The sequence below is a fragment of the Chryseobacterium sp. MIQD13 genome (assembly GCF_050496705.1).
GTDB lineage: Bacteria > Bacteroidota > Bacteroidia > Flavobacteriales > Weeksellaceae > Chryseobacterium.
The window spans coordinates 1,177,588-1,198,706 of record NZ_JBNWAF010000001.1 but is presented as its reverse complement, the minus strand read 5'-3'; the positions used below and the strand labels follow the sequence as shown (position 1 = coordinate 1,198,706).

Below are 21,119 nucleotides of genomic sequence, written 5' to 3'. Positions count from 1 at the left end.
CTTATGAATTTAGATTTCAAAATTAAAAATTTACTTCTTATTTGCCTAATTTTTTTAGGAGTATTCAACCAATATTATTCTCAGGTTCAAGTTCAACCGGATTTCAAAACCGGGGCAGACCAGCCTGAACTTTATCTGCCTTTGCTGAAGAATAAAACGATAGGAATAGTAACCAATCAAACCGGTTTGATGAGTGATAAAAACTATGTGGTAGATTTTTTAGTGAAAAACAATATTAAGATCAAAACGATTTTTGCTCCTGAGCACGGTTTCAGAGGTGATGCAGATGCCGGCGAGAAAGTAAAAAACGGTGTCGATACCAAAACCGGGATTCCAATTATTTCTTTATACGGAAACAATAAGAAGCCAAAACCGGAACAATTGAAGGGACTTGATATTGTAATTTTTGATATTCAGGATGTTGGCGTAAGATTCTATACCTATATTTCAACTTTAGCCTATTTAATGGAAGCGGGAGCCGAAAATAATGTAGAAATAATGGTGCTTGATCGCCCAAATCCACATGATGGTTATACAGACGGACCTGTTTTAAAGAAAAAATGGTCAAGTTTTGTAGGAATGCATGAAGTTCCTGTCGTATACGGATTAACAATAGGAGAGTATGGTAAAATGGTGAATGGTGAAAAGTGGTTGAAAGAGGGAGTTCAGGCAAAGTATACCCTGATTCCTATGAAAAACTATCACAAAAAACAGCGTTACTCAATCTTAGATAAGCCTTCTCCGAATTTACCTAATGATAAATCTATAAACTTATATCCAAGTTTATGCTTTTTTGAAGGCACGCAGGTTTCGGTGGGAAGAGGTACCGATCTGCCGTTCCAAATCTATGGATCGCCTTGGACACCGGGATTTCCTTATCAGTTTACCCCAAAGCCTAATTTTGGAGCAAAAGATCCTTTCCTGAACGGAAAACTTTGCTACGGTGAAGATCTTTCCTCTTATTCGAAAGATCTTAGAGAGCTGAATCTTGATTGGTTGGTTAAATCTTATAAAAGCTATAAAAATCCAAAGCAGGGCTTCTTCCTTGAGAATTTGTTCTTTGATAAACTGGCCGGAACTGATGAATTAAGAAAACAGATCATAGCCGGAAAATCAGCCCAAGAAATTAAAGCTTCATGGAAAAGCGATCTTGAGAAATTTGAAAAGATCCGTACCAAATATGTCGTTTACAAAGATTGATTTGTTGGAGGCTGATGATTAATAATGAATTGGCTTTGCCAGTCAATTAATTGTACATTCCCGTAAATTAAAACTGACTGGCAAGACTGATTTCACTATTTAGTCAAAATTCTGCGGAGGTTTATTATCATTTTTACCCTTGTTAAGAATAAAAAGCCCAAGTGATAAGCCAATTACTCCGGCAAAAGCTGTCATTAAAGCTCTTTCCAGTTTGTCGGGTAGATCATTCCCTATATAATTCATTAGAAAAAGAATCACAAATGTGATTACTGAAATGATAATATGATTTTTTCCGAACAGTTTCATGCTGTTATTTTAATTTATAAGAAATCATTACACCTCCTCTGTAAGGAAGGATTTCTCCACTTTTATTATATTTTTGTGCTGACTCATATCGCTTGCCGGTAGTACGGTCATATCCTTTGTAGAAATCTGTAGATGATCCAACTGTTGCATATACATCAATATTCCATCGATCAGATACTTTAAATTGGTATCCACCGGTAATACCGACTAAGAATGAAAATCCTTTCTGATATAAATTAGATTTGACAAATACCTCATTTTGAGCATTTGTATAAGGAATACTCTTCCAATAATTCCATTTCTGCAGAACAAATGATGCTACACCTACATTAGCTCCTACATACCAATGACTGAATGCTTCATTAAAATAATATCTTCCTTCAACAGAAGCGGAGTAATACTGAAATTCGTGCCCTGCAAAAGATTTCCATGGAGATATAAGAACATCTCCCTGCATGGTAATCTTCTGATTAATCTGTTTTTCAAGACCAATATTGATGAGCCCGATCGGGGCCAGAAGCGCATTTCCTTTTATGTATAAACTTTTTTCCTGTTCTTGTTCCTGAGCTGTCAGCATTGCTGCAGATAGAAGAGCAATTGATGTGGTAAGTAATTTGTGTTTTAGCATTTATTTTATTTGTTTCAATAATTCTTCTGCGAGTTTGGAGTCTTTGTTGGCTTGAACGGCCATATTTTTTGACATCTCTGCATAATTTTTGGCCATTTCCTTATTCCCGGTCAGGAAGTAAAGTTTTGCAAGAATATAAGTGTTTTCCGGTGTTTCACTGCGCATTACAGATTTCTCGGCCCATTCTGAGGCTTTTTTTAATGACGCAGGGTTTTTGATATGATCACTGAATACCCATGCTGCTCTCAACAGTTCATTAGGTTCAAATGCATCTGAATTTTTATAATATTCCAGAGCTGCTTTTTCAAATTCAGGAAAATTAGCATTCTGCTCGTAATAACTTAGCTTTGTCTGATTCAGTTTGGATTGTGCAAGCTGTTTTCCTACCAGCGGTTCAGCCGTTTTCATGAAATATTCATCATTGATTCTTTTATTCTTATCATCAATAGATTGCTCTACGATTTTAGAAAGTTTCAGCTGGCTGTCAAACTCGTTATAAGTTTCTTCAGGCAGATATTTAATGATGTCAGCTTTTCTTGAAGTAAATGTATTGTAGTTTTTGTCTTCTGTTGACTTTACGAAAAATAAAAGAAGGCCTATGTCTTCTTTAGAAAGTTCTTCTGTTTTCTTTTTGTTTTCAAAATATCGTTCGGACGCTTTTTTGGCAAAATCGTAATCTGAAGAAGAATTCAGCTTCATTACATTGATAAGGAATCCCGGATCTTTTTCTCCATTGGCAAAACGCTCTTTTAAAGACCCTTTTTTATTGCCTGAGGAATTTACATCCTGAGCCATAGTTACGAACATGCTTTCCTCCATATAACCCGAATTCTGGGAAACAAGTTCACCCTCCCCATTCAGAAAAAGATAAGTAGGGTAGGAACGCACTCCATATCTGGCAGCAATTTCCCTTCCTTCTCCTTTCTCCATATCAAATCTGGCATTCACGAAATTAGTATTGAAATAATCTCCGACAGACTTTTGAGTAAATACGTTTTTCTCCATCATCTTACATGGTCCGCACCAGGAAGCATAGGCATCAATGAAAACAAGTTTTTTTTCTTTTTTTGCCTTTGCAATGATATCTTTAAAAGGTAGTTCCTGAAACTGCAGGGCCTCCTGAGCCAATATAATAACAGAGCAGAAAACAAATACTCCGGAGATGATCTTCTTCATTTTCAAATAAGATTTGTAGGCGAAGATAGGTATTTTCCAAAAAATAGACGATGAATTTGGGATTTGAAGCCTTATATTAACGAATTTTAAGACTACACATTTTTATTAAATAAAATAAACAGGCCGAAACCTGTTTACTATTTTTTATTACTTTTAAAACTTCTGATTTACTAAGAAACAGCTTCTACAGCTTCTTTGATCAGATCTGTGATTTCGCTTGGATGAGTAGCCAATGAGGCATGGCTTGCATCCAGATGGATAATCTTCCTCGGATTCATTCTTTCTGCCATTTCCTTTTCTGTTGCAGGAGGAATCATTCTGTCATTATCAGAAACCTGATACCAGCTTGGTTTTATTTTCCATGCAGGTTCTCCGGCTTCAGTGGCGAAAATACTTCCGTGAATCGGTTTTTGAGATAAAGACATTACTACTGAATCTTCAGGGTTCAGATCCTGTGCAAAACTTTCATGGAATTTATCATATTTTATCCATAAAAACCCTTTTGAATCCGGAACAATGTTAGCTCCACCTGCAGGCTGTTCTCTACGGCTAAAGATACTCCCTAAGCTTTCTCCCTTATCCGGTGCAAAAGCAGCAATATAAACCAATCCCACTACTTTATCATGGTTTCCGGCTCCGGAAATGACTGCGCCTCCATAAGAATGCCCTACCAACAGAACTTTTCCTTCCTGTAAGTCAATAAGATCTTTTGTTTTCTGTATATCATCATCCATTGAAGTCAAAGGATTCTGAACGCTTCGTACAGTATAGCCTTCACTGTGAAGGTTTTCAATAACGTGTCTCCAGTGAGATCCGTCTCCCCAGGCTCCGTGAACTAAGATAATTGTAACATTTTTGTTTTCCATATTCTTATTTTTACATTTTGTAATACAAATTTAAGATGATGTTTTCTGAAAAAAGTTCACTTTAGTTAACGTTTTAAAGTTCTGTTCCTGATTCTGCTTAATGATTGTGGTTTCACTCCCAGATAACTTGCAATATGTTTTTGGGCAACCAATTGAAAGATCCTGGGATTTTCTGTCAATAGATTGTTATACCGTCTTTCAGGAGAATAGTACAATAATTCTTCAATTCTCTTTTTTGCATTCAGATAAATAACTTCCGTCATTTTTCTTCCGAATTCCTGCCAATAGGCATCTTTTTTATAAAGTTTCTGAAGATCATCCTTATGAAGCAGCAGAACTTCTGAATCTTTAACTGCTTTAATATTCATTTTTGATCTGGTATGGCAGAGAATGCTTTCATAATCGGTAAAAAAATAATTATCGAAATGAAAATTGAAGTTGACATCCTCACCACCTTCATTAATATAGAATGTTCTCATGAACCCTGTTTTGAGAAAACCTAAGTACTGGCATTCTTCACCTTCTTTCAGGAAAAAATCTGATTTCTTATAAACTGTTTCGTGAAGGTGACTGCAAAACTCTTCATAGTGTTCTTCGTCTACCAGGAAAAGTGGCCCATATTTGGAATATTCATCACGGATGTTTTTCATAGTTGTAGATTATAATGATCTTAGAGGTATTCTTGAGTATTTCAAAAGAAGGATATCAAAGACTAAATTTATCAAAAACTGATGAAAATGAGAAAAAAATAAATGCAGAAAAGGAAAACAAAAAAATTAAGATTGGAATGAAAGTAATTATTTACTGAAAAATAAAAAACCGCCTTTAGTAAGGCGGTTTGTGGTTTCTCCAGGAATCGAACCAGGGACACATGGATTTTCAATCCATTGCTCTACCAACTGAGCTAAGAAACCAATTGTTTCGTTGTTTAACGTGGGTGCAAAAATAGATCTTTTTAGAATACTGTGCAAATTTTTTGTAATAAATATGAATGGTATTCTAAAAAGGCGTATTCATGGATTTCCAAATGAGAGTATATCTGTTTGAAAATCAATATTGTTTTGTTGATGGGTCATTTTTTAATTCTTTATGCTCTTTGCCCCATATTTCCAGTTCATCCAGAACCGGGATCAATTTTATACCTATTTCTGTTAATTCATATTCTGCCCTGAGGGGAACTTCTGCATACATTTTCTTTGAAATCAACTGCTCTTCTTCCATTTTTTTCAGCTGCATGGTGAGCATTCTTTCAGTGATATTGGGAATTCTGTTTTTCAGTTCGGAAAATCTCATTTTTCCTTGTTTCAGGCAATAGCAGATAGAAAGTATCCATCTGCCGCTGATAAGATTTACAGCATATATTTCTGAGCAGCTTTGTTCTAATTTCTTTTTATTCTCGTTATTCGTTGAGGTCTCTTTAATACTCATACTTACATTTTTGTTCGTTCCGCACAATTTATTGAGTGTTTGGAGGCACGATATTCATCATATAAATTTACAAAATAAAAAAGACTGTTGAGGGAGATGATGAAAAACTTATAGTCCGTCAATAAAAAATACACAAATACAATGGATTTTAACAGAATAGACAAAGACCTTAAAAAGAGTATAGATAATTTTCCATTTTCACTGGAAATCAATGAAGATGAATTTCTTAATAACCCCGGGATCATTCAGAAAGAAAAAGAAATGTTGGCAAAGGATAATCCTTTTAAAGGGCCGGATAACATTATGGTGAAAGATATTTTGATTAAAAGCTCTTCTGATGAACATCCGATAAGACTTCATATTTATCAGCCGAAAGAATTTGATAAAAACAGAACAATCATTTATTTTCATGGAGGAGGATATGTTTTTGGTCTTCCGGAGCAGGTAGATAAGCAGATGTTTGAAATAGCAGAAAATCTTAATGCAACAATAATTTCGGTTGATTACAGACTGTCTCCGCAGTATAAGTTTCCCATTCCCGTATTGGATGGATTTGATTCACTGCTGTGGACGATTGAACATGGGGCGGAACAGTTGGGAATTGATACGGATAGTGTTGCCGTGTTCGGAGCAAGCGCAGGCGGGCATTTAGCAGCAGCAGTTACCCAAATGGCGAATGATAAAGGAATCAGAAATATAAAACATCAGTTTTTATTATATCCTGTTATCCATAATAAGCTTGATACTCATTCCATGAATGAATTTACCGATGCTCCTTTATGGAATAAAAAATATGCAGAAATCGCCTGGTGTCATTTTTTGGGAAATGATAATAAGGATAAGAGTATAAAATATGCAGATCTTATTCATTACGATAATTTTTCCGATCTCCCGAGAACAACAATAATAGCTTGCGAGTTGGATCCTTTAAGAGATGAAAATATAGCATTTTCCCAGCTTTTGTATCAGGCAGGTGTCAAAACCGAGTTGTGGGTGATTCCGGGAGCGGTGCATGTATTTGATCTGTTTGATTCTCCTTTGAATGACAGATATAAGGAATTTCTTTACAGCCGTATGTTTTAATTGTATAAAAAATAGTTTAAGAAAATGAAATTAAGAGAGAAAAAACCAGCTTTACTTCTGGTGGATATCCAAAAAGGATTTTTAGATGAAAATTACTGGGGCGGAAACAGGAATAATAAAGACGCAGAAAAAATCAGCGGAACATTATTGAAAAAATGGCGGGAATTGGATCTTCCAGTTTTTCATATTCGACATAGCTCTACCAATCCGAAATCTAAGCTGCATGAATCTGACCCGGGTTTTCTTTTCAATGATTATGTTTTGCCTCAAAATGATGAACCTGTCATTACAAAAAATGTTAACAGCGCTTTTATTGGAACCGATTTAAAAGAAAGACTGGATCAGCAGAATATAAATACTTTAGTGATTATAGGAATAACTACTAACCATTGTGTTTCAACAACAACAAGAATGGCTGGAAACTTTGGCTATGAAACTTACGTGATTTCGGATGCAACAGCTGCATTTGACAGAGTGGGAATAAATGGAGAGAAATATGATGCAGAACTGATCCACCTGACGGCTCTTGCCAATTTAAATGATGAATTTGCACAGGTTTGGGATTCAAAAAAGATATTGGAAGAATTATAAATATGAATAAGAATATATTCAAAGAAGATTAAAGGGTTTGCTACAGAAGAAAATGACAGATTTTCAAAAAACTTAGTGTGAAAAATTTTTATAGCTTTTATAGTTAAAAATATAATTAAAGAAATACAGGATTTATAAAACAAAAAAACCTCTAAATAAATTAGAGGTTTTCAAGTGGTTTCTCCAGGAATCGAACCAGGGACACATGGATTTTCAATCCATTGCTCTACCAACTGAGCTAAGAAACCATTATATTTTTGTTTATCTTACTTCGATGTTTTAAAGTGATGCAAAAGTAGCAAGTTTTCTTATATGAAGCAAGTATTAATCATACTTTTTTTAAATAAAAATAAAACCTACTGATTCTCAGCTGAATTATTTTCCTGTTCTTTTCTGATATGGTCGCTCATCTCCTCCAATACAGGCTTTATCGTACTTTCCGGAAGATCACTGATCCGGATATACATCAGTCCGTCGATGGCATCATTGAAGTTCGGGTCAACGTTAAAAGCAATTACTTTAGCATTCTGTTTGATGTATTTTTTGATCAGAACAGGTAATCTTAATTCAGGTTCAAGATCATCAATAATCTTATCAAGTTTATTCAGATCAGATTCCATTTCCTCGAAGAAAATATTCTTATCTCTGTCACGCAGCTTTACTTTATATTCGTTTCTTGGCGTAATGTATTGTGCTACTGCAGAATCGAAGTAATTCGAACGCATGAACTCAATCATCAGAGATTTGGAAAACTCGGAGAATTTATTGGAAATACTTACACCGCCCATCAAAAACTTATGATCTGAATTCCTTAAGCACACATGAACAATTCCTCTCCACAAAAGGAAAAGGGGAAGCGGTTTCTGCTGATACTCTTCACAGATGTAAGCACGGCCCATTTCAATCACTTTCTTAAAGAATGGATGGATGTCCTGCTCAAATTCAAATAAAGAACTTGTATAGAACCCTTTGATGCCATATTTCTTCATGACTTCCTTACCTAAAGCCATTCTGTAGGCTCCGGCAAGCTTCTCTGCACTGCTGTCCCAAAGGAAAAGGTGGTGGTAATGCTTGTCATATTCATCAAGGTCGAATGGAAGATTACTTCCTTCACCCACTGCACGGAAAGTAAGTTCTCTCTGGCGTCCTATTTCTCTCATGATAGAAGGAATTTCTTCATAAGTTGTGAAATAGATCTCATAATTTCCGTTACTGAACAGCATTTTGTCTGTGCCTTTCAGTCTGTTGATATCCTTAAGAATGTCCTCTTTAGGTGTTTCGTCAATGATATTCTGAACAATATTTTCCTCTTTTAGCAAAGGGAATTTGACCGTTAAATTTTTAAGATTGATGCTTTGAGCTAATGATTTTCTCTTTTCATAGTAAGATTTCATCATGTACACCTTACGCTTCAGAAATTCTCCCAATTCTTCAATGGTTTCCATTTCGTCCATTGCTTTTACAGTGATTGGTTTTCCTATTCTGATCCTGATCGGTTTTTCCCGGTCATTCATCATTTCGGCAGGAAGCATCAGAGTCTGTAAACTTGGATGAAGCTTTGCCACCTGGTAAAACAAACGGCTGTTTTTAGCATGAAAATATAAAGGAACTACCGGAACTTTAGCCATTCTGATCAGCTTAAGGGCTGGTTTTTCCCAGTCTCTGTCGAGGATTTCCCCGTAAGGATTGTTTTTATTGGACACTTCTCCTGCCGGAAAGATACCTACGCATCCTCCATTCTGAAGATGTTTCAGGGTTTCACGCATTCCGGAGGTACTGCTGTAAGCTTCTTTTCTGTTTTCAAAAGGATTTACAGAAATCACGTAAGGTTCCATAGGTTTGATCTTTTCCAGAAGGAAATTTCCCATTACCTTAAAATCAGGACGCACTTCCGAAAGAATTTTACACATTAAAATTCCGTCAATAGCACCCAGCGGATGATTTGAAACTAAAATAAACGGTCCGGTTTTAGGAACTTTTGCGAGATCTTCTTCAAAAGCGATATAACTTAAGTTTCTTTCTCTTACAAATGAGTCGAAAAAATCTTTGCCTTCCTTGTCCTTTAATTTATCGTATAATTTATTAACTTCATTTATTTTGGCAATGCTCATCACGGCAGATGCAACCGGGTTTTTAAGGAACCCGATTTTGCTTAAGCCGGAAGCTGCGATAAGATCGTTTTTCGAAATTAAACTCATATTGTGTTTAGTCGCAATTAGTTTTTATTGTGTTACCATTTGAAGCGTATTCTTTGAAATCTGCTCCAATAATACACTTTTTTCCTGGTAAAATTTATCAATGTTCTCCATCTTTGCATTTCTTACAGTAAATAAAGATACATTTTTTACAACTTCTGTCTTAAATACTTTCTGCAAATCTTCATTCAGTTCATCTACCGTGTTGTATTTATCTTCCAGACACAAAGCAAGGGATATTGCAGAATTCTGCATCAGAGATACTTTGATCTTATATTTTGAAAGATACCCGAAAATAAGGCTCATGTGATCTTCTGCAATGAAAGAGAAGTCTCTGGTTGAGATTTTTAAAAGAACCTGATTCTCTTTTAAGATATAGGATTCCTCATGCTGGTTTTTATCAGAAGCCCCAACTTTAGTTCCTTCTTTGGTAGGATCTACGAAAGATTTTACATAAAAAGGAATGTTTTTCTGCTGTAGTGGCTGTAATGTTTTCGGGTGAATAACGCTTGCCCCGTAATAAGCCATTTCAATAGCTTCCTCATAAGAAATATTGGAAAGAAGAGAAACATCACTGAATTTTCTCGGATCTCCGGTCATTACTCCCGGAACATCCTTCCAGATTGTCATGGCATCAGCATTCAGACAGTATGCAAAAATAGCGGCAGAGTAGTCAGAACCTTCTCTCCCTAAAGTTACTGTAAAATTATTATCATCAGAACCTATAAAGCCCTGTGTTACATAACAGATGTCGGTATTTAAGGTTGAAATGAATTCTTCTGTTTTTGCCCAGTCTACCGTACCTTCTCTGTAAGAGCTGTCGGTTTTGATAAAATCTCTTGCATCTAGCCATTGGTTGGTAAACTGAATTTCATTCAGGTACTCACTCAGGATTTTTGTAGAGATCATTTCCCCGCAGCTTACCACCTGATCATAGACAAAGCTGTAATTAGGAGATTTGTTTCGTCTTAAGAAAGAATCGATATCATCAAAAAATAAATTGATCTCAGCAAAAACTGCATGATTTTCAGGAAACAGACCTTCCGCAATCTCGATGTGTTTTCGTTTTATCTTTTCAATCTCAGTTTGATAGTTATCTTTCTTGAAATAAAGTTCTACAACCTTTTCCAACTCATTTGTCGTTTTGCCCATTGCTGAAATCACCAGCAGACATTTGGCAAACCCCTGGCTTTGTAAAACCATGGACACATTTTTTACACTTTCGGCATCTTTCACAGATGCTCCACCAAACTTGAAAATTTTCATTAATTTGTTTAAAATAAAATTGTTAGATTAAAAATTACATGAGTTTTTTACGGACGTCAAAATTAGACATTTACAATGAGATATGAAAGTGCCTGCCGGATGGATGGAATTAAGATTTTATTAAAATTGAGACTTGATGAAGATTATCAGAATTTCATTGATTTATTGTCATCATATGGGGATTAATTATACGGTGGTAATTTTAGGTGTACCTCATTAGTGACTTTGTATTGTGTTGAAAAACAACAGATAAGGTCTTTTGTGATAAAAGCTTTCTTTCTCCGATAAATTTTCCGAAATTTGGGGAAAACGTAAAAAGAAAAATATGTCAGATCAACCATTACAGACTTTAGGCGAATTTCTTATTGACAAGCAGGAAGATTTTCAGTATTCCACAGGTGAATTTTCCCGTCTTCTGAGTGCAATAAGATTGGCTTCGAAAATTGTAAACAGAGAAGTAAACAAAGCAGGGATTGTAGATATATCAGGAGCTGCAGGAAACCAGAATATTCAGGGAGAGGAACAGCAGAAGCTTGATGTGATTGCCAATGATATTTTTATTACAGCTTTGTCCCAGAGAGAGGTTGTTTGTGGTATTGCTTCCGAGGAAAATGATGATTTTATCGACATTAAATGTGGTGAAAACGGACATTTAAGCAAATATGTAGTGCTGATCGATCCATTGGACGGGTCCTCTAATATTGACGTAAACGTTTCTGTAGGAACCATTTTCTCTATTTACAGAAGGGTAACAGAACCCGGAACTCCGGTTCAGCTGGAAGATTTCCTTCAAAAAGGGATTAACCAGATTGCAGCAGGATATGTAATTTATGGATCTTCTACCATGATTGTTTATACTACAGGAAACGGGGTGAACGGATTTACTCTGGATCCTTCACTGGGTACGTATTATCTATCTCATCCAAATCTGAAATTTCCTACCAGTGGAAAAATTTATTCTATCAACGAAGGAAACTATATCAAATTTCCTCAGGGAGTTAAAAATTATCTTAAATATTGTCAGATGGAAGAAGGAGACCGTCCTTATACATCAAGATATATTGGTTCCTTAGTAGCGGATTTCCACAGAAATATGCTGAAAGGAGGAATTTATATTTATCCATCCTATTCACAGGCTCCAAACGGAAAACTAAGATTACTGTATGAATGTAATCCTATGGCATTCCTTGCAGAACAGGCTGGTGGAAAGGCAACAGACGGATTCAGAAGAATTCTTGAGGTAGAGCCTACAGAACTTCACCAGAGAATTCCGTTTTTCTGCGGAAGTATTCAGATGGTAGAAAAAGCAGAAGAATTTATGCGGATTGACAGTGTAAAATAATGAAAGCAAAATATTCCAGATATTTATTAGAATTCAAACGCCCGAGCGGAACATCTCGCGGCGTTTTGCATGAAAAAGAGACCTTTATTCTTGAGGTTGAAGAAAACGGAAAAAAAGGAACAGGGGAGTGTGCTGTCTTCAGAGGACTCAGTTTTGATGACAGGCCGGATTATGAAAAAAAGCTGCAATGGCTGTGTGAAAATATTAATGAAGACAGTCAGTATTTAAAAGAAGAACTGATAGATTTTCCCTCTATATGGTTCGGATATGAGCAGGCGATTTTAAATTTAAAGTATGGAGATCATCTATATTTTCCAGGTGAATTTACTGAAGGAAAATCTGCCATTAAGATCAATGGACTGATCTGGATGGGGAATGTTCAGTATATGGAAGAGCAGATTGAAGAGAAGTTGGAGAAGGGCTTTCACTGCATCAAACTTAAAATTGGTGTGGACTGGGAGTCTGAATACAAAATCCTTCAGAAATTAAGAGAAAAATTTTCCAAAGATAAACTAGAACTCCGGGTAGATGCTAACGGCGGATTCAGCAGGGAAGAAGCTGAAATTGTTTTACAACAGCTTGCTGAGCTTCATATTCATTCCATTGAACAGCCTATCAAAGCAGGAAACTGGAGTGATATGGCTCTTTTATGTGCCAAAACACCAACTCCTATTGCTCTGGACGAAGAGCTGATTGGAATAACAGGTTCTGTTAGGAAAAGAGAACTTTTGAAAACTGTAAAACCTCAGTATATTATTCTTAAACCGGCATTGGTTGGTGGTTTTGCGGGCTCAGATGAATGGATTTCTCTCGCAGAAGAACAAAACATTGGCTGGTGGATCACTTCTGCTTTGGAAAGCAATATAGGTTTGAATGCCATTGCTCAATATACATTCACTAAAAATAATCCGATGCCTCAAGGGCTTGGTACCGGATCTCTATTTGTAAATAATTTTGAATCAAGCCTGGAACTCAGAAATGAGTTGTTGTGGTTTAAAGATATATAGAAAGAATTTAGATTTTAAATTATGTTTTTAATCCTATAATATCTTGACTTTGTTTGTATTATGAGATGTTAATCTCCTTTTTACTATAGATTTTATTACAAAAGAGCTGGAAATAGTTATAATAAAATATACTTCCGGAGTTTACAGCGGAAGTTATAAAGTCAGTAATATAGAAGCTAGAGTAGTGTTAGGGTCGGATAGTTTTTGTTTATGGGTTAATATTCATCTTAAATCACGTCTTTTACGAAAATTGCTTTCTTAATATAGCTCAGTATATAAGAAAACTTGCTTTTAATTCTTTTCATGATAAAATGTGTATTTCTCGTTGTAATGAAAATTTGCAATCTTTGTGCCAATGTGGGTATCGGGACAAAGTTTAACATATAGTTCACTTTTTAGTGTTTTTTTAATTAACTGTTAGGAAATAATTGTGAAAATATTTTCGTTATTTTTTAATCTATTTGTGATTAAATTTCTATCAATTCCATATAAATTCTGAAAAATGTCTTTTTGAACCATTGAGCTGGAAAGATACCCCCAATGATTTCCCACTTCATATTTAAAACTGTTCAGGATGTCATCCTCTACGAAAGTACAGTCGATAACAGAAACTATATCTTTGAATTTTTCAATATCACCTGGACCGTTCTTACCTAATCTTGGGGTAAGAATATTTTTGGTGAATTGGGAAATTCCCAGGATAGTATCTTTTCGGTTCAGATAAATGGAAATACGGTTAGCCAGCAGAGGAAGCTTATTATATGAATCCTCAGAATCTTCGAAAACCTTGTACGTTACATCAGCATTTAGAAGCAATACCTGGTCAATGACACGCAGGATATTTTCCTTTTTAAGACTGTACAGCATACTTTGGAGAACCCTGTTTCCAAGAGAATGAGCCATCAGGTGTATCCTTTGATTGCAGGGAGCCAGATCCCGGTTTGAAAAAATATCTTTTAAAAACTGAGTATAAAAATAAAACAGTCTCATCAGTGATGATCCTGAGTTAATACTTGATGCCTTATCATCAAAATAGGTCAGGGGAACAATACTGCTTGAGGCAGGCCAGCTGACAAAAAGAATGTGCTCAACAGGTGATGCCGGATTATCAATGAAAAGTCTTTTAAGATCAATAATTGCTTTTAATTCATCATCAAAATCATATGCATAGCCGTGGATAAAAATAAGAACATCACTTCGGTCCTTTGTGGAAGACATATTCTTATATAGTTCATAGAACATTCTCTGGGTTCCGCCAAGGTTATTGGCTGTCAGTGCAGATTTTTTAATACCTTTTTCGCTCTGTAAAACTTCAAGAACTTCCTGGTAACCTTGCTTTTCAGGCTCAGAAAATAATTTATAGTCTAAGATATTGCGGTTGGTATAATCTTTTTTCTTTTTGGCAGCAGCAGTTGGCTCTTTGTAGTTGTCAAAATCACATTTTGCGATCCTGAAATTGGGAATAGAGTATTCATCATTGGAAAATGAATCTACTTTTTCGCCCTTGTGGCGGACGATCTTACGATTGCTTAGGATATAAACAGCCATAATCAATATTTTTAGAATTGGTTTTTAGTTTTATCTAAATTAATCAAAAAATATTGAATTATCATCAGTTTAGCATTTAAATTATCATTTCCTTAAGCCCCAAATTTTCCGTAGCTTTGTACGACTTTTTTTGTATAAAATAAAAGCTAATTTAATGGAAGAAGAAAAAAAATCACTCAATTTTATTGAGCAAATTATTGAAGATGATATGGCAAACGGTCTGAAAAAAGATCAGATCCGTTTCCGTTTTCCCCCTGAACCTAACGGTTATCTGCATATTGGCCACACAAAGGCTATCTGCATCAACTTTGGTCTGGGTGAAAAATACAATGCTCCCGTAAACCTTCGTTTCGACGATACGAACCCTGAAAAAGAAGAACAGGAATTCGTAGATTCTATCAAAAAAGATGTTGAATGGTTAGGTTTCAAATGGGATAAAGAGCTGTATGCATCCGATTACTTCCAGCAGCTTTACGAATGGGCCGTACAGATGATCAAAGATGGAAAAGCTTATGTAGATGAGCAGCCATCCGAAGTGATTACCGAACAGAGAAAGAATCCTGCTGAACCAGGCGTTGAATCTCCGTACAGAAGCCGTCCTGTTGAAGAATCTTTAGATTTATTTGAAAAGATGAAAAACGGTGAGTTTGAAAGCGGTTCAATGTCTCTTCGTGCAAAAATCGATATGGTATCACCCAATATGAACATGCGTGATCCTGTGATGTACAGAATTTTGAATAAACCTCACCACAGAACGGGTACAGCATGGAAAATTTATCCAATGTACGACTGGGCCCATGGTGAATCAGATTATCTTGAGCAGGTATCCCATTCCTTATGTTCATTAGAATTTGAAAATCACAGACCTCTATACAACTGGTATCTGGAGCAGGTGTATGATGAATCCAAAGTAGCACCTAAGCAGAGAGAATTCGCCAGAATGAACGTATCTTATATGATCACTTCCAAAAGAAAACTTCAAAGGCTGGTTGCCGAAAAAGTGGTGACAGGTTGGGATGATCCTAGAATGCCTACGATTTCGGGAATGAGAAGAAAAGGTTTTACTCCCGCATCAATCAAAAATTTCATTGAAAGAGTAGGTGTTGCCAAAAGAGAAAACCTGATTGAAATTCAATTGCTTGATTTCTGTGTACGTGAAGACCTGAACAAGGTGGCAAAACGTGTAATGGCGGTCGTAGATCCGGTAAAACTGGTTATTGAAAACTATCCTGAAGGTAAGGAAGAATGGCTTGAAACTGAAAATAATCCTGAACAGGAAGATGCAGGGACAAGAGAGATTCCTTTCTCAAGAGAATTATATATCGAAAGAGAAGATTTCAAGGAAGAGGCTAATAATAAATTCTTCAGACTGAAATTAGGCGGTGAAGTCCGTTTAAAATCAGCTTACATCATCAAAGCGGAAAGGGTAGAGAAGGATGAGAATGGTGAGATCACAACGATCTATGCCACTTATGATGAAAAGAGCAAGTCCGGAAGCGGAACGGAAGAAAGCTTAAGAAAGGTAAAAGGTACACTTCACTGGGTATCTGCTACTCATGCAATTCCTGTAGACGTAAGGATTTATGATAACCTTTTTACAGTTGAGCAGCCTGATGCAGAAAAAGATGTAGACTTCTTAAACTTCATCAATCCTGAATCGGTGACTATCATCAAAGGTTTTGCTGAACCAGGCCTTAAAGATGTGGCTGTAGGAGAACCGCTTCAGTTCCAGAGAATAGGATATTTTACAAAAGATCAGGATTCTACGGATTCTAATCTGGTATTTAACCGTACCGTAACATTGAAGGACTCTTTTAAACCTGAATAATCTTAAAATGATTTGATATAAAAGGCAGGACTTCACCAAGTCCTGCCTTTTTTGTTTTTAGTAAGTATTTAATATTAATTCCTTGTAATGGGGTATATTTTTCTTTCTATCCATGTTATTGATAAAAAGAAGTGTCTTTGGAAAAGGAGTCCAGGCTATTTTTCCTAATTTTACGCCTTACTTGGTTTTCTTCAAAAAATAATATTGTGAAATTAATTAGCGTATATACGAGTTCTTTCAAAGGACTCTCAGAAGAGAGCTGGATGCTGGCCCTGGTCATGCTTATCAACCGTGCAGGTTCTATGGTACTTCCGTTTTTGGGAGTTTACATGACTGCACACCTTCATTTCAGCATTGAAAATTCAGGAATCATTCTGAGCTTTTTCGGAATAGGTTCCGTACTGGGCTCATGGCTGGGTGGATTAATTACCGATAAAATAGGAGAATACCGTGTACAAAGCCTGAGCCTGCTTTTGAGCGTACCTTTATTCTGTATGATCCCGCTTTTTAAAACAGAAGTTGGATTGGCATCCATTATACTGATTCAGAGTATTGTAAGTGAAACTTTCCGTCCTGCCAACTCGGTAGCCATCACCAAATATGCCAAGCCTGAAAATATTACCAGGGCTTTCTCACTCAACAGGATGGCTGTTAATTTAGGCTTTTCTATCGGGCCTGCTTTGGGAGGAATTTTATCCGCTATTTCCTATGAATTTTTATTTTTCAGTAATGCATTGGCGGCGTTGCTGGCTGGTTTAATGTATATCCGCTTCTTCGGAAAACGGAATAAACAGGCTTCCCTGAAACCGAAAAAAGTAAAAGAAGCCATTGCCGTTAAAAAAGAAAACTCCCCATACCGCGACAGGAAATTTCTGCTCTACAGCTTTTTCTGTATGCTGTTCTCGATCTGTTTTTTCCAGCTATTCAGTACACTGACTATTTTTTATAAAGATACAGCACATTTGAGTCAGCAAAATATAGGATACATTCTGGGCTACAGCGGTTTTCTGATCGTATTGCTGGAAATGGGCTTTGTACAGATCGCTGAAAAATATTTCAACCTTGCTTTCACCTTGTTTTTAGGAACTATATTATGTGGTATCTCTTATGCAATGCTGGCTTTTGATTATTCTATTCTGACACTTATTGTTTCCATGACGCTGCTGTGTATCGGTGAGATCTGGACACTTCCGTTTATGTCTACCATAACCGCTCTGCGTTCAGGAGAAAACAATAAAGGAGCTTATATGGGAATGAACGGAATATCTGTTGCTTTGGCCTTTATTATTACCCCATATGTTGGCACAATGACAGCAGATAAATTGGGTTTTAATGCCTTATGGATAATAACCGGGATATTGGCAATAGGAATTGCTGTCGGTTTTTATTTTGTCATTCCGTGGATGCTGAAGAAAAGATAATATTGGGATTGAGTGTTTTAGAGTGGGGGAGCTTTAGGGATTGATAGAAACCTAAAAAATAAAGGTTTTAAAAGCTATATAAGACTTTCGTTTTATTTAAGATCTGCCAAATCTGCTCAATCTGCGAGAGAAAAAGCTTCACATAATTATATTCTAAATGAGTTAAAGAATATATATTATTTTGTTCTCGCAGATTGAGCAGATTTGGCAGATTTTTATAACTTGCTTTTTAGTTATTAGCCTCCGGTGAAAAAAGAGTTTTGCTATCTTTAATTTTAAGTCTTATGTCAGGCTTTTGCTTTTAATTATTTTTTCTGGAAATAATACTCCCCACAATCATCTCTGCATGAATGCGTGAATTCTCAATAAACCAAAGATGGGTATCTTTCCCTCCACAGACTACACCCGCCAGATACAAATTCGGAACATTGGTCTCCATGGTTTCAGGGTGATAAAGAGGATTAAGGCAGTCGCCCTGCAGCTCTATTCCTGAGTTTCTTAAGAATTCAAAATCGGGAAGGTATCCGGTCAGTGCCAGAACAAAATCATTTTCAATCTCATTGATTTGGCCGTTTTCATCTTTAAAAATGACAGAATTCTGGGTGATCTCTGCTATTTCCGAATTAAAATATGCTTTGATACTTCCTTCTGCAATTCTGTTTTCAATGTCCGGTTTTACCCAGTATTTTACACTTTTTGAAATTTCAGAATGACGGATGATCATTGTTACATCAGCTCCTTTACGATAGGCTTCCAGTGCTGCATCTACTGCGGAATTGCTTGAACCTACTACAGCTACTTTCTGTTTAGCATACGGATAAGGCTCAGTGTAATAATGTTTTACTTTTGGGAGGTCTTCTCCCGGAATATTCATCAGATTCGGAATATCATAGAATCCGGTGGAAATAATGACATTTTTTGCCTTATATGCTGCTTTTGAGGTTTCAATAAGAAAGATATCCCCGGTTTTGGAAACTTTCAGAACCTTTTCATAGAGATTAATATTAATTTCCCTTTGTCTTGCAATTCCCTGATAATATTCCAGTGCTTCCTGCCTACCTGGTTTGGGAGCCGTGGAAATAAATGGAATACCGTCTATTTCCAGTTTTTCAGCAGTGGAGAAGAAGCGCATATATAAAGGATAGTTATATAAAGAATTGACGATAGTTCCTTTTTCTATAATCAGGTAAGTCAGATTGTTTTTTCCGGCTTCAAGAGCACAGTTCAGGCCGATAGGGCCGCCTCCGATAATAAGGATGTCTAAAATTTCCATAGACAAATTTACTTAAAACCACTTTATTAAACAGAAAACTGACAACAGAACTTATCTATCGGAAGTATTGTAATGGCACCAGTTTTGGTGTTTCTTTCTGAATCTTAAAACTGAAAAAATGAAAAAGCTGATCATTCCGATATTAACATTAACCCTTTTAGCGGCTTGTAAAAAAACACCTGAAAAACCTGTTCCTAATGTTATAGATTCCATGGCTCAGGCTAAGGAAAAAAATATTGAGGCGGCAGCTCAGAAGAAAAAAACGGATGAGGTAGCGGTAAAAGCTGCTAATGACGAAATCCTGCAGGCTTTAAAAAATAAAAATTATAAGGCTTTTGCATCATTTATCCATCCGGAAAAAGGAATCACCTTTTCAATGTATGGATTTGTTGATCCGAAAGAAGATATGCATTTTTCCAAGGTAGATTTTGAAAAATATCAGCCCACAAAGACTTTATATACCTGGGGAGCTCAGGACGGTTCAGGTGATCCTTACAAGGCAACCATCAATGATTATCTGGCAAAATGGGTATTCACCGGAGATTTCACAGCATCCCAATATTCATTGAATAAATTTCAGGCCGGAGGTAACTCTCTTAATAATTTAGCGAAAATATATCCCGGTAAAGATTTTACCGAAAACTATATAAAAGGTACTGAAGAGAATAGTAAAATGGATTGGAAAACCATTCGTTTTGTTTTTGAAGAATTTGAAGGTAAGCAATATCTGGTGGCTGTTGTCAATGATCAATGGACGATTTAAAAATGATAATTATTTTTATAAGAAGGGGCTTTGGCTCCGCTCAATATTTGGTTGGATGATATATGAAGACAGAAAAAAATAAATCTAGTCCTGTCAAAAAACAACGGATACAGTTCATAATCTAAAATTTTGAATTCAAAAAAACTTTATCTTTGCCCCTATGATTTTACGAGGAGAAAACTTAATCAAAGAATACGGTCCTAAAAAAGTAGTAAAAGGCGTTTCTGTACAGGTTCAACAGGGAGAAATTGTTGGTTTGCTTGGTCCCAACGGAGCAGGAAAGACCACTTCATTTTACATGATCGTAGGATTGGTTAAGCCTACTTCAGGAAAAATTTTTCTTGATAAACAGGAGATTACTACTGATGCAATGTATCGCCGTGCCCAGAAGGGAATTGGTTATCTTGCGCAGGAAGCTTCAGTTTTCAGAAAGCTGTCTGTAGAAGAAAATATTATGGGTGTTTTGCAGCTTACGAAACTTTCAAAACGGGAGCAGCAGATCAAATGTGATGAGCTGATAGAAGAGTTTTCTCTGCAGCACGTGCGTAAAAACAGAGGGGATCTTCTTTCAGGAGGGGAAAGACGTAGAACAGAAATTGCACGATGTCTGGCAACCAGCCCGAACTTTATCCTGCTTGATGAGCCTTTTGCAGGGGTAGACCCTATTGCTGTAGAAGATATTCAGAAAATTGTAAGAAGTCTGGTAGATAAAAATATCGGAATCCTGATCACCGACCACAACGTACAGCAGACCCTGGCGATTACCAACAAAACATACATCATGTTTGAAGGGAAAATCCTGAAAGAAGGACTTCCGGAAGATCTTGCCAATGATCCGCAGGTAAGAGAGGCCTATCTTGGAGAAAACTTTGTATATCAGAGTATTTTAGATAAACCGAAAAAGAAAAAATATATTTACAATATCTGGGCGGGTAATTTTGATTCAAAAGCGCAGCTGCAGGGATTTGTAGATGAAAACTTCGGGCAGTATGATGATTTAAGACTGATGTATGGTTTTGAAGACATCAGCTTTGCATCGCTTGCCAATTCCGAGATTGAGCATATCTTCAATGATGTAGTAGACAAAAATGCGAACAATTCATTCGTTTTCCAAAGAAAAGAACTGACTTCACAATATCCTCTGGAGCAGGCCGAAGCAGAATCCAAAGCTGCAAGCAAACCGGAACTGCATTATCTT

The 21,119-nt window shown here is 36.3% G+C and carries 18 protein-coding genes, 2 tRNA genes and 1 pseudogene; 9 read left to right on the top strand and 12 right to left on the bottom strand.

The features are described from left to right. The first annotated feature begins 3 nt into the window (after positions 1–3). Positions 4–1,200 carry an exo-beta-N-acetylmuramidase NamZ family protein gene (locus ACQWU4_RS05700; RefSeq protein WP_429934807.1) on the top strand — a complete coding sequence of 399 codons (1,197 nt, stop codon included), beginning with the start codon at positions 4–6 and terminating at the stop codon, positions 1,198–1,200. Between the two features lie 99 nt (positions 1,201–1,299). Here the strand turns inward: ACQWU4_RS05700 and ACQWU4_RS05695 are convergent, their stop codons facing one another. The 7 genes from ACQWU4_RS05695 to ACQWU4_RS05665 all read right to left on the bottom strand — a co-directional run bounded on the left by ACQWU4_RS05695 (position 1,300) and on the right by ACQWU4_RS05665 (position 5,604). Further along, positions 1,300–1,506 carry a hypothetical protein gene (locus ACQWU4_RS05695; protein WP_040998643.1) on the bottom strand — a complete coding sequence of 69 codons (207 nt, stop codon included), beginning with the start codon at positions 1,504–1,506 and terminating at the stop codon, positions 1,300–1,302. Positions 1,507–1,510: 4 nt separating this feature from the next. Continuing rightward, a complete protein-coding gene (locus ACQWU4_RS05690) occupies positions 1,511–2,134 on the bottom strand; it encodes a DUF3575 domain-containing protein (protein ID WP_429934806.1) in 624 nt (207 codons plus the stop codon). Continuing rightward, positions 2,135–3,310 carry a thioredoxin family protein gene (locus ACQWU4_RS05685; RefSeq protein ID WP_429934805.1) on the bottom strand — a complete coding sequence of 392 codons (1,176 nt, stop codon included), beginning with the start codon at positions 3,308–3,310 and terminating at the stop codon, positions 2,135–2,137. It abuts the gene before it with no gap. A 170-nt stretch (positions 3,311–3,480) separates the two neighbouring features. Next, positions 3,481–4,176 carry an alpha/beta hydrolase gene (locus ACQWU4_RS05680; RefSeq protein ID WP_429934804.1) on the bottom strand — a complete coding sequence of 232 codons (696 nt, stop codon included), beginning with the start codon at positions 4,174–4,176 and terminating at the stop codon, positions 3,481–3,483. A 65-nt stretch (positions 4,177–4,241) separates the two neighbouring features. Beyond that, the gene (locus tag ACQWU4_RS05675; protein WP_429934803.1) at positions 4,242–4,826 is read right to left on the bottom strand and encodes a Crp/Fnr family transcriptional regulator; all 585 of its coding nucleotides are present in this window, start codon (positions 4,824–4,826) and stop codon (positions 4,242–4,244) included. Between the two features lie 191 nt (positions 4,827–5,017). Further along, positions 5,018–5,090: transfer RNA gene (locus ACQWU4_RS05670), tRNA-Phe, on the bottom strand. 136 nt (positions 5,091–5,226) lie between these two features. Beyond that, positions 5,227–5,604 (bottom strand): winged helix-turn-helix transcriptional regulator, encoded by a 378-nt coding sequence (locus tag ACQWU4_RS05665; protein WP_429934802.1) that lies wholly within the window; start codon positions 5,602–5,604, stop codon positions 5,227–5,229. Between the two features lie 141 nt (positions 5,605–5,745). On the opposite strand from ACQWU4_RS05665, the gene ACQWU4_RS05660 reads away from it, so the two are divergent. Together ACQWU4_RS05660 and ACQWU4_RS05655 are read left to right on the top strand one after the other, a co-directional pair. Beyond that, the gene (locus tag ACQWU4_RS05660; protein ID WP_429934801.1) at positions 5,746–6,687 is read left to right on the top strand and encodes an alpha/beta hydrolase; all 942 of its coding nucleotides are present in this window, start codon (positions 5,746–5,748) and stop codon (positions 6,685–6,687) included. A 24-nt stretch (positions 6,688–6,711) separates the two neighbouring features. Further along, entirely contained in the window at positions 6,712–7,278 is a 567-nt protein-coding gene (locus tag ACQWU4_RS05655; RefSeq protein WP_429934800.1) for a cysteine hydrolase family protein, read from the top strand. 175 nt (positions 7,279–7,453) lie between these two features. On the opposite strand, the gene ACQWU4_RS05650 is transcribed toward ACQWU4_RS05655, so the two are convergent. The 3 genes from ACQWU4_RS05650 to ACQWU4_RS05640 all read right to left on the bottom strand — a co-directional run bounded on the left by ACQWU4_RS05650 (position 7,454) and on the right by ACQWU4_RS05640 (position 10,739). Next, positions 7,454–7,526 (bottom strand) — tRNA-Phe (locus ACQWU4_RS05650). A gap of 108 nt (positions 7,527–7,634) precedes the next feature. Continuing rightward, complete coding sequence (locus tag ACQWU4_RS05645) at positions 7,635–9,476, bottom strand: lysophospholipid acyltransferase family protein (protein ID WP_429934799.1); 1,842 nt, start codon at positions 9,474–9,476, stop codon at positions 7,635–7,637. Between the two features lie 24 nt (positions 9,477–9,500). Further along, positions 9,501–10,739, bottom strand: a complete 1,239-nt coding sequence (locus ACQWU4_RS05640) for an aspartate kinase (RefSeq protein ID WP_429934798.1) — start codon at positions 10,737–10,739, stop codon at positions 9,501–9,503. A 325-nt stretch (positions 10,740–11,064) separates the two neighbouring features. Between ACQWU4_RS05640 and fbp the strand changes: the two genes are divergently transcribed. After that, the gene (gene fbp, locus ACQWU4_RS05635; RefSeq protein ID WP_429934797.1) at positions 11,065–12,081 is read left to right on the top strand and encodes a class 1 fructose-bisphosphatase; all 1,017 of its coding nucleotides are present in this window, start codon (positions 11,065–11,067) and stop codon (positions 12,079–12,081) included. Then, entirely contained in the window at positions 12,081–13,088 is a 1,008-nt protein-coding gene (locus ACQWU4_RS05630; protein WP_429934796.1) for an o-succinylbenzoate synthase, read from the top strand. Before fbp ends, ACQWU4_RS05630 begins: the two co-directional genes overlap by 1 nt. A gap of 417 nt (positions 13,089–13,505) precedes the next feature. On the opposite strand, the gene ACQWU4_RS05625 is transcribed toward ACQWU4_RS05630, so the two are convergent. After that, complete coding sequence (locus ACQWU4_RS05625) at positions 13,506–14,636, bottom strand: alpha/beta hydrolase (protein ID WP_429934795.1); 1,131 nt, start codon at positions 14,634–14,636, stop codon at positions 13,506–13,508. A gap of 154 nt (positions 14,637–14,790) precedes the next feature. Here ACQWU4_RS05625 and ACQWU4_RS05620 point away from each other — a divergent pair, with 154 nt between their 5' ends. Beyond that, complete coding sequence (locus ACQWU4_RS05620; RefSeq protein WP_429934794.1) at positions 14,791–16,464, top strand: glutamine--tRNA ligase/YqeY domain fusion protein; 1,674 nt, start codon at positions 14,791–14,793, stop codon at positions 16,462–16,464. Positions 16,465–16,727: 263 nt separating this feature from the next. Further along, positions 16,728–17,885 (top strand): MFS transporter, encoded by a 1,158-nt coding sequence (locus tag ACQWU4_RS05615; RefSeq protein ID WP_429935078.1) that lies wholly within the window; start codon positions 16,728–16,730, stop codon positions 17,883–17,885. A 301-nt stretch (positions 17,886–18,186) separates the two neighbouring features. Here the strand turns inward: ACQWU4_RS05615 and ACQWU4_RS05610 are convergent, their stop codons facing one another. Beyond that, positions 18,187–19,158, bottom strand: coding sequence for a YpdA family putative bacillithiol disulfide reductase (locus ACQWU4_RS05610; RefSeq protein ID WP_429934793.1), 972 nt, complete (start codon positions 19,156–19,158; stop codon positions 18,187–18,189). Between the two features lie 118 nt (positions 19,159–19,276). On the opposite strand from ACQWU4_RS05610, the gene ACQWU4_RS05605 reads away from it, so the two are divergent. Together ACQWU4_RS05605 and lptB are read left to right on the top strand one after the other, a co-directional pair. Next, on the top strand, positions 19,277–19,921 hold the full coding sequence (locus ACQWU4_RS05605) for a hypothetical protein (RefSeq protein WP_429934792.1): 645 nt from the start codon (positions 19,277–19,279) through the stop codon (positions 19,919–19,921). Between the two features lie 160 nt (positions 19,922–20,081). After that, positions 20,082–20,807, top strand: a pseudogene (gene lptB / locus ACQWU4_RS05600) (LPS export ABC transporter ATP-binding protein); the annotation flags it as partial. Between the last annotated feature and the right edge of the window lie 312 nt (positions 20,808–21,119).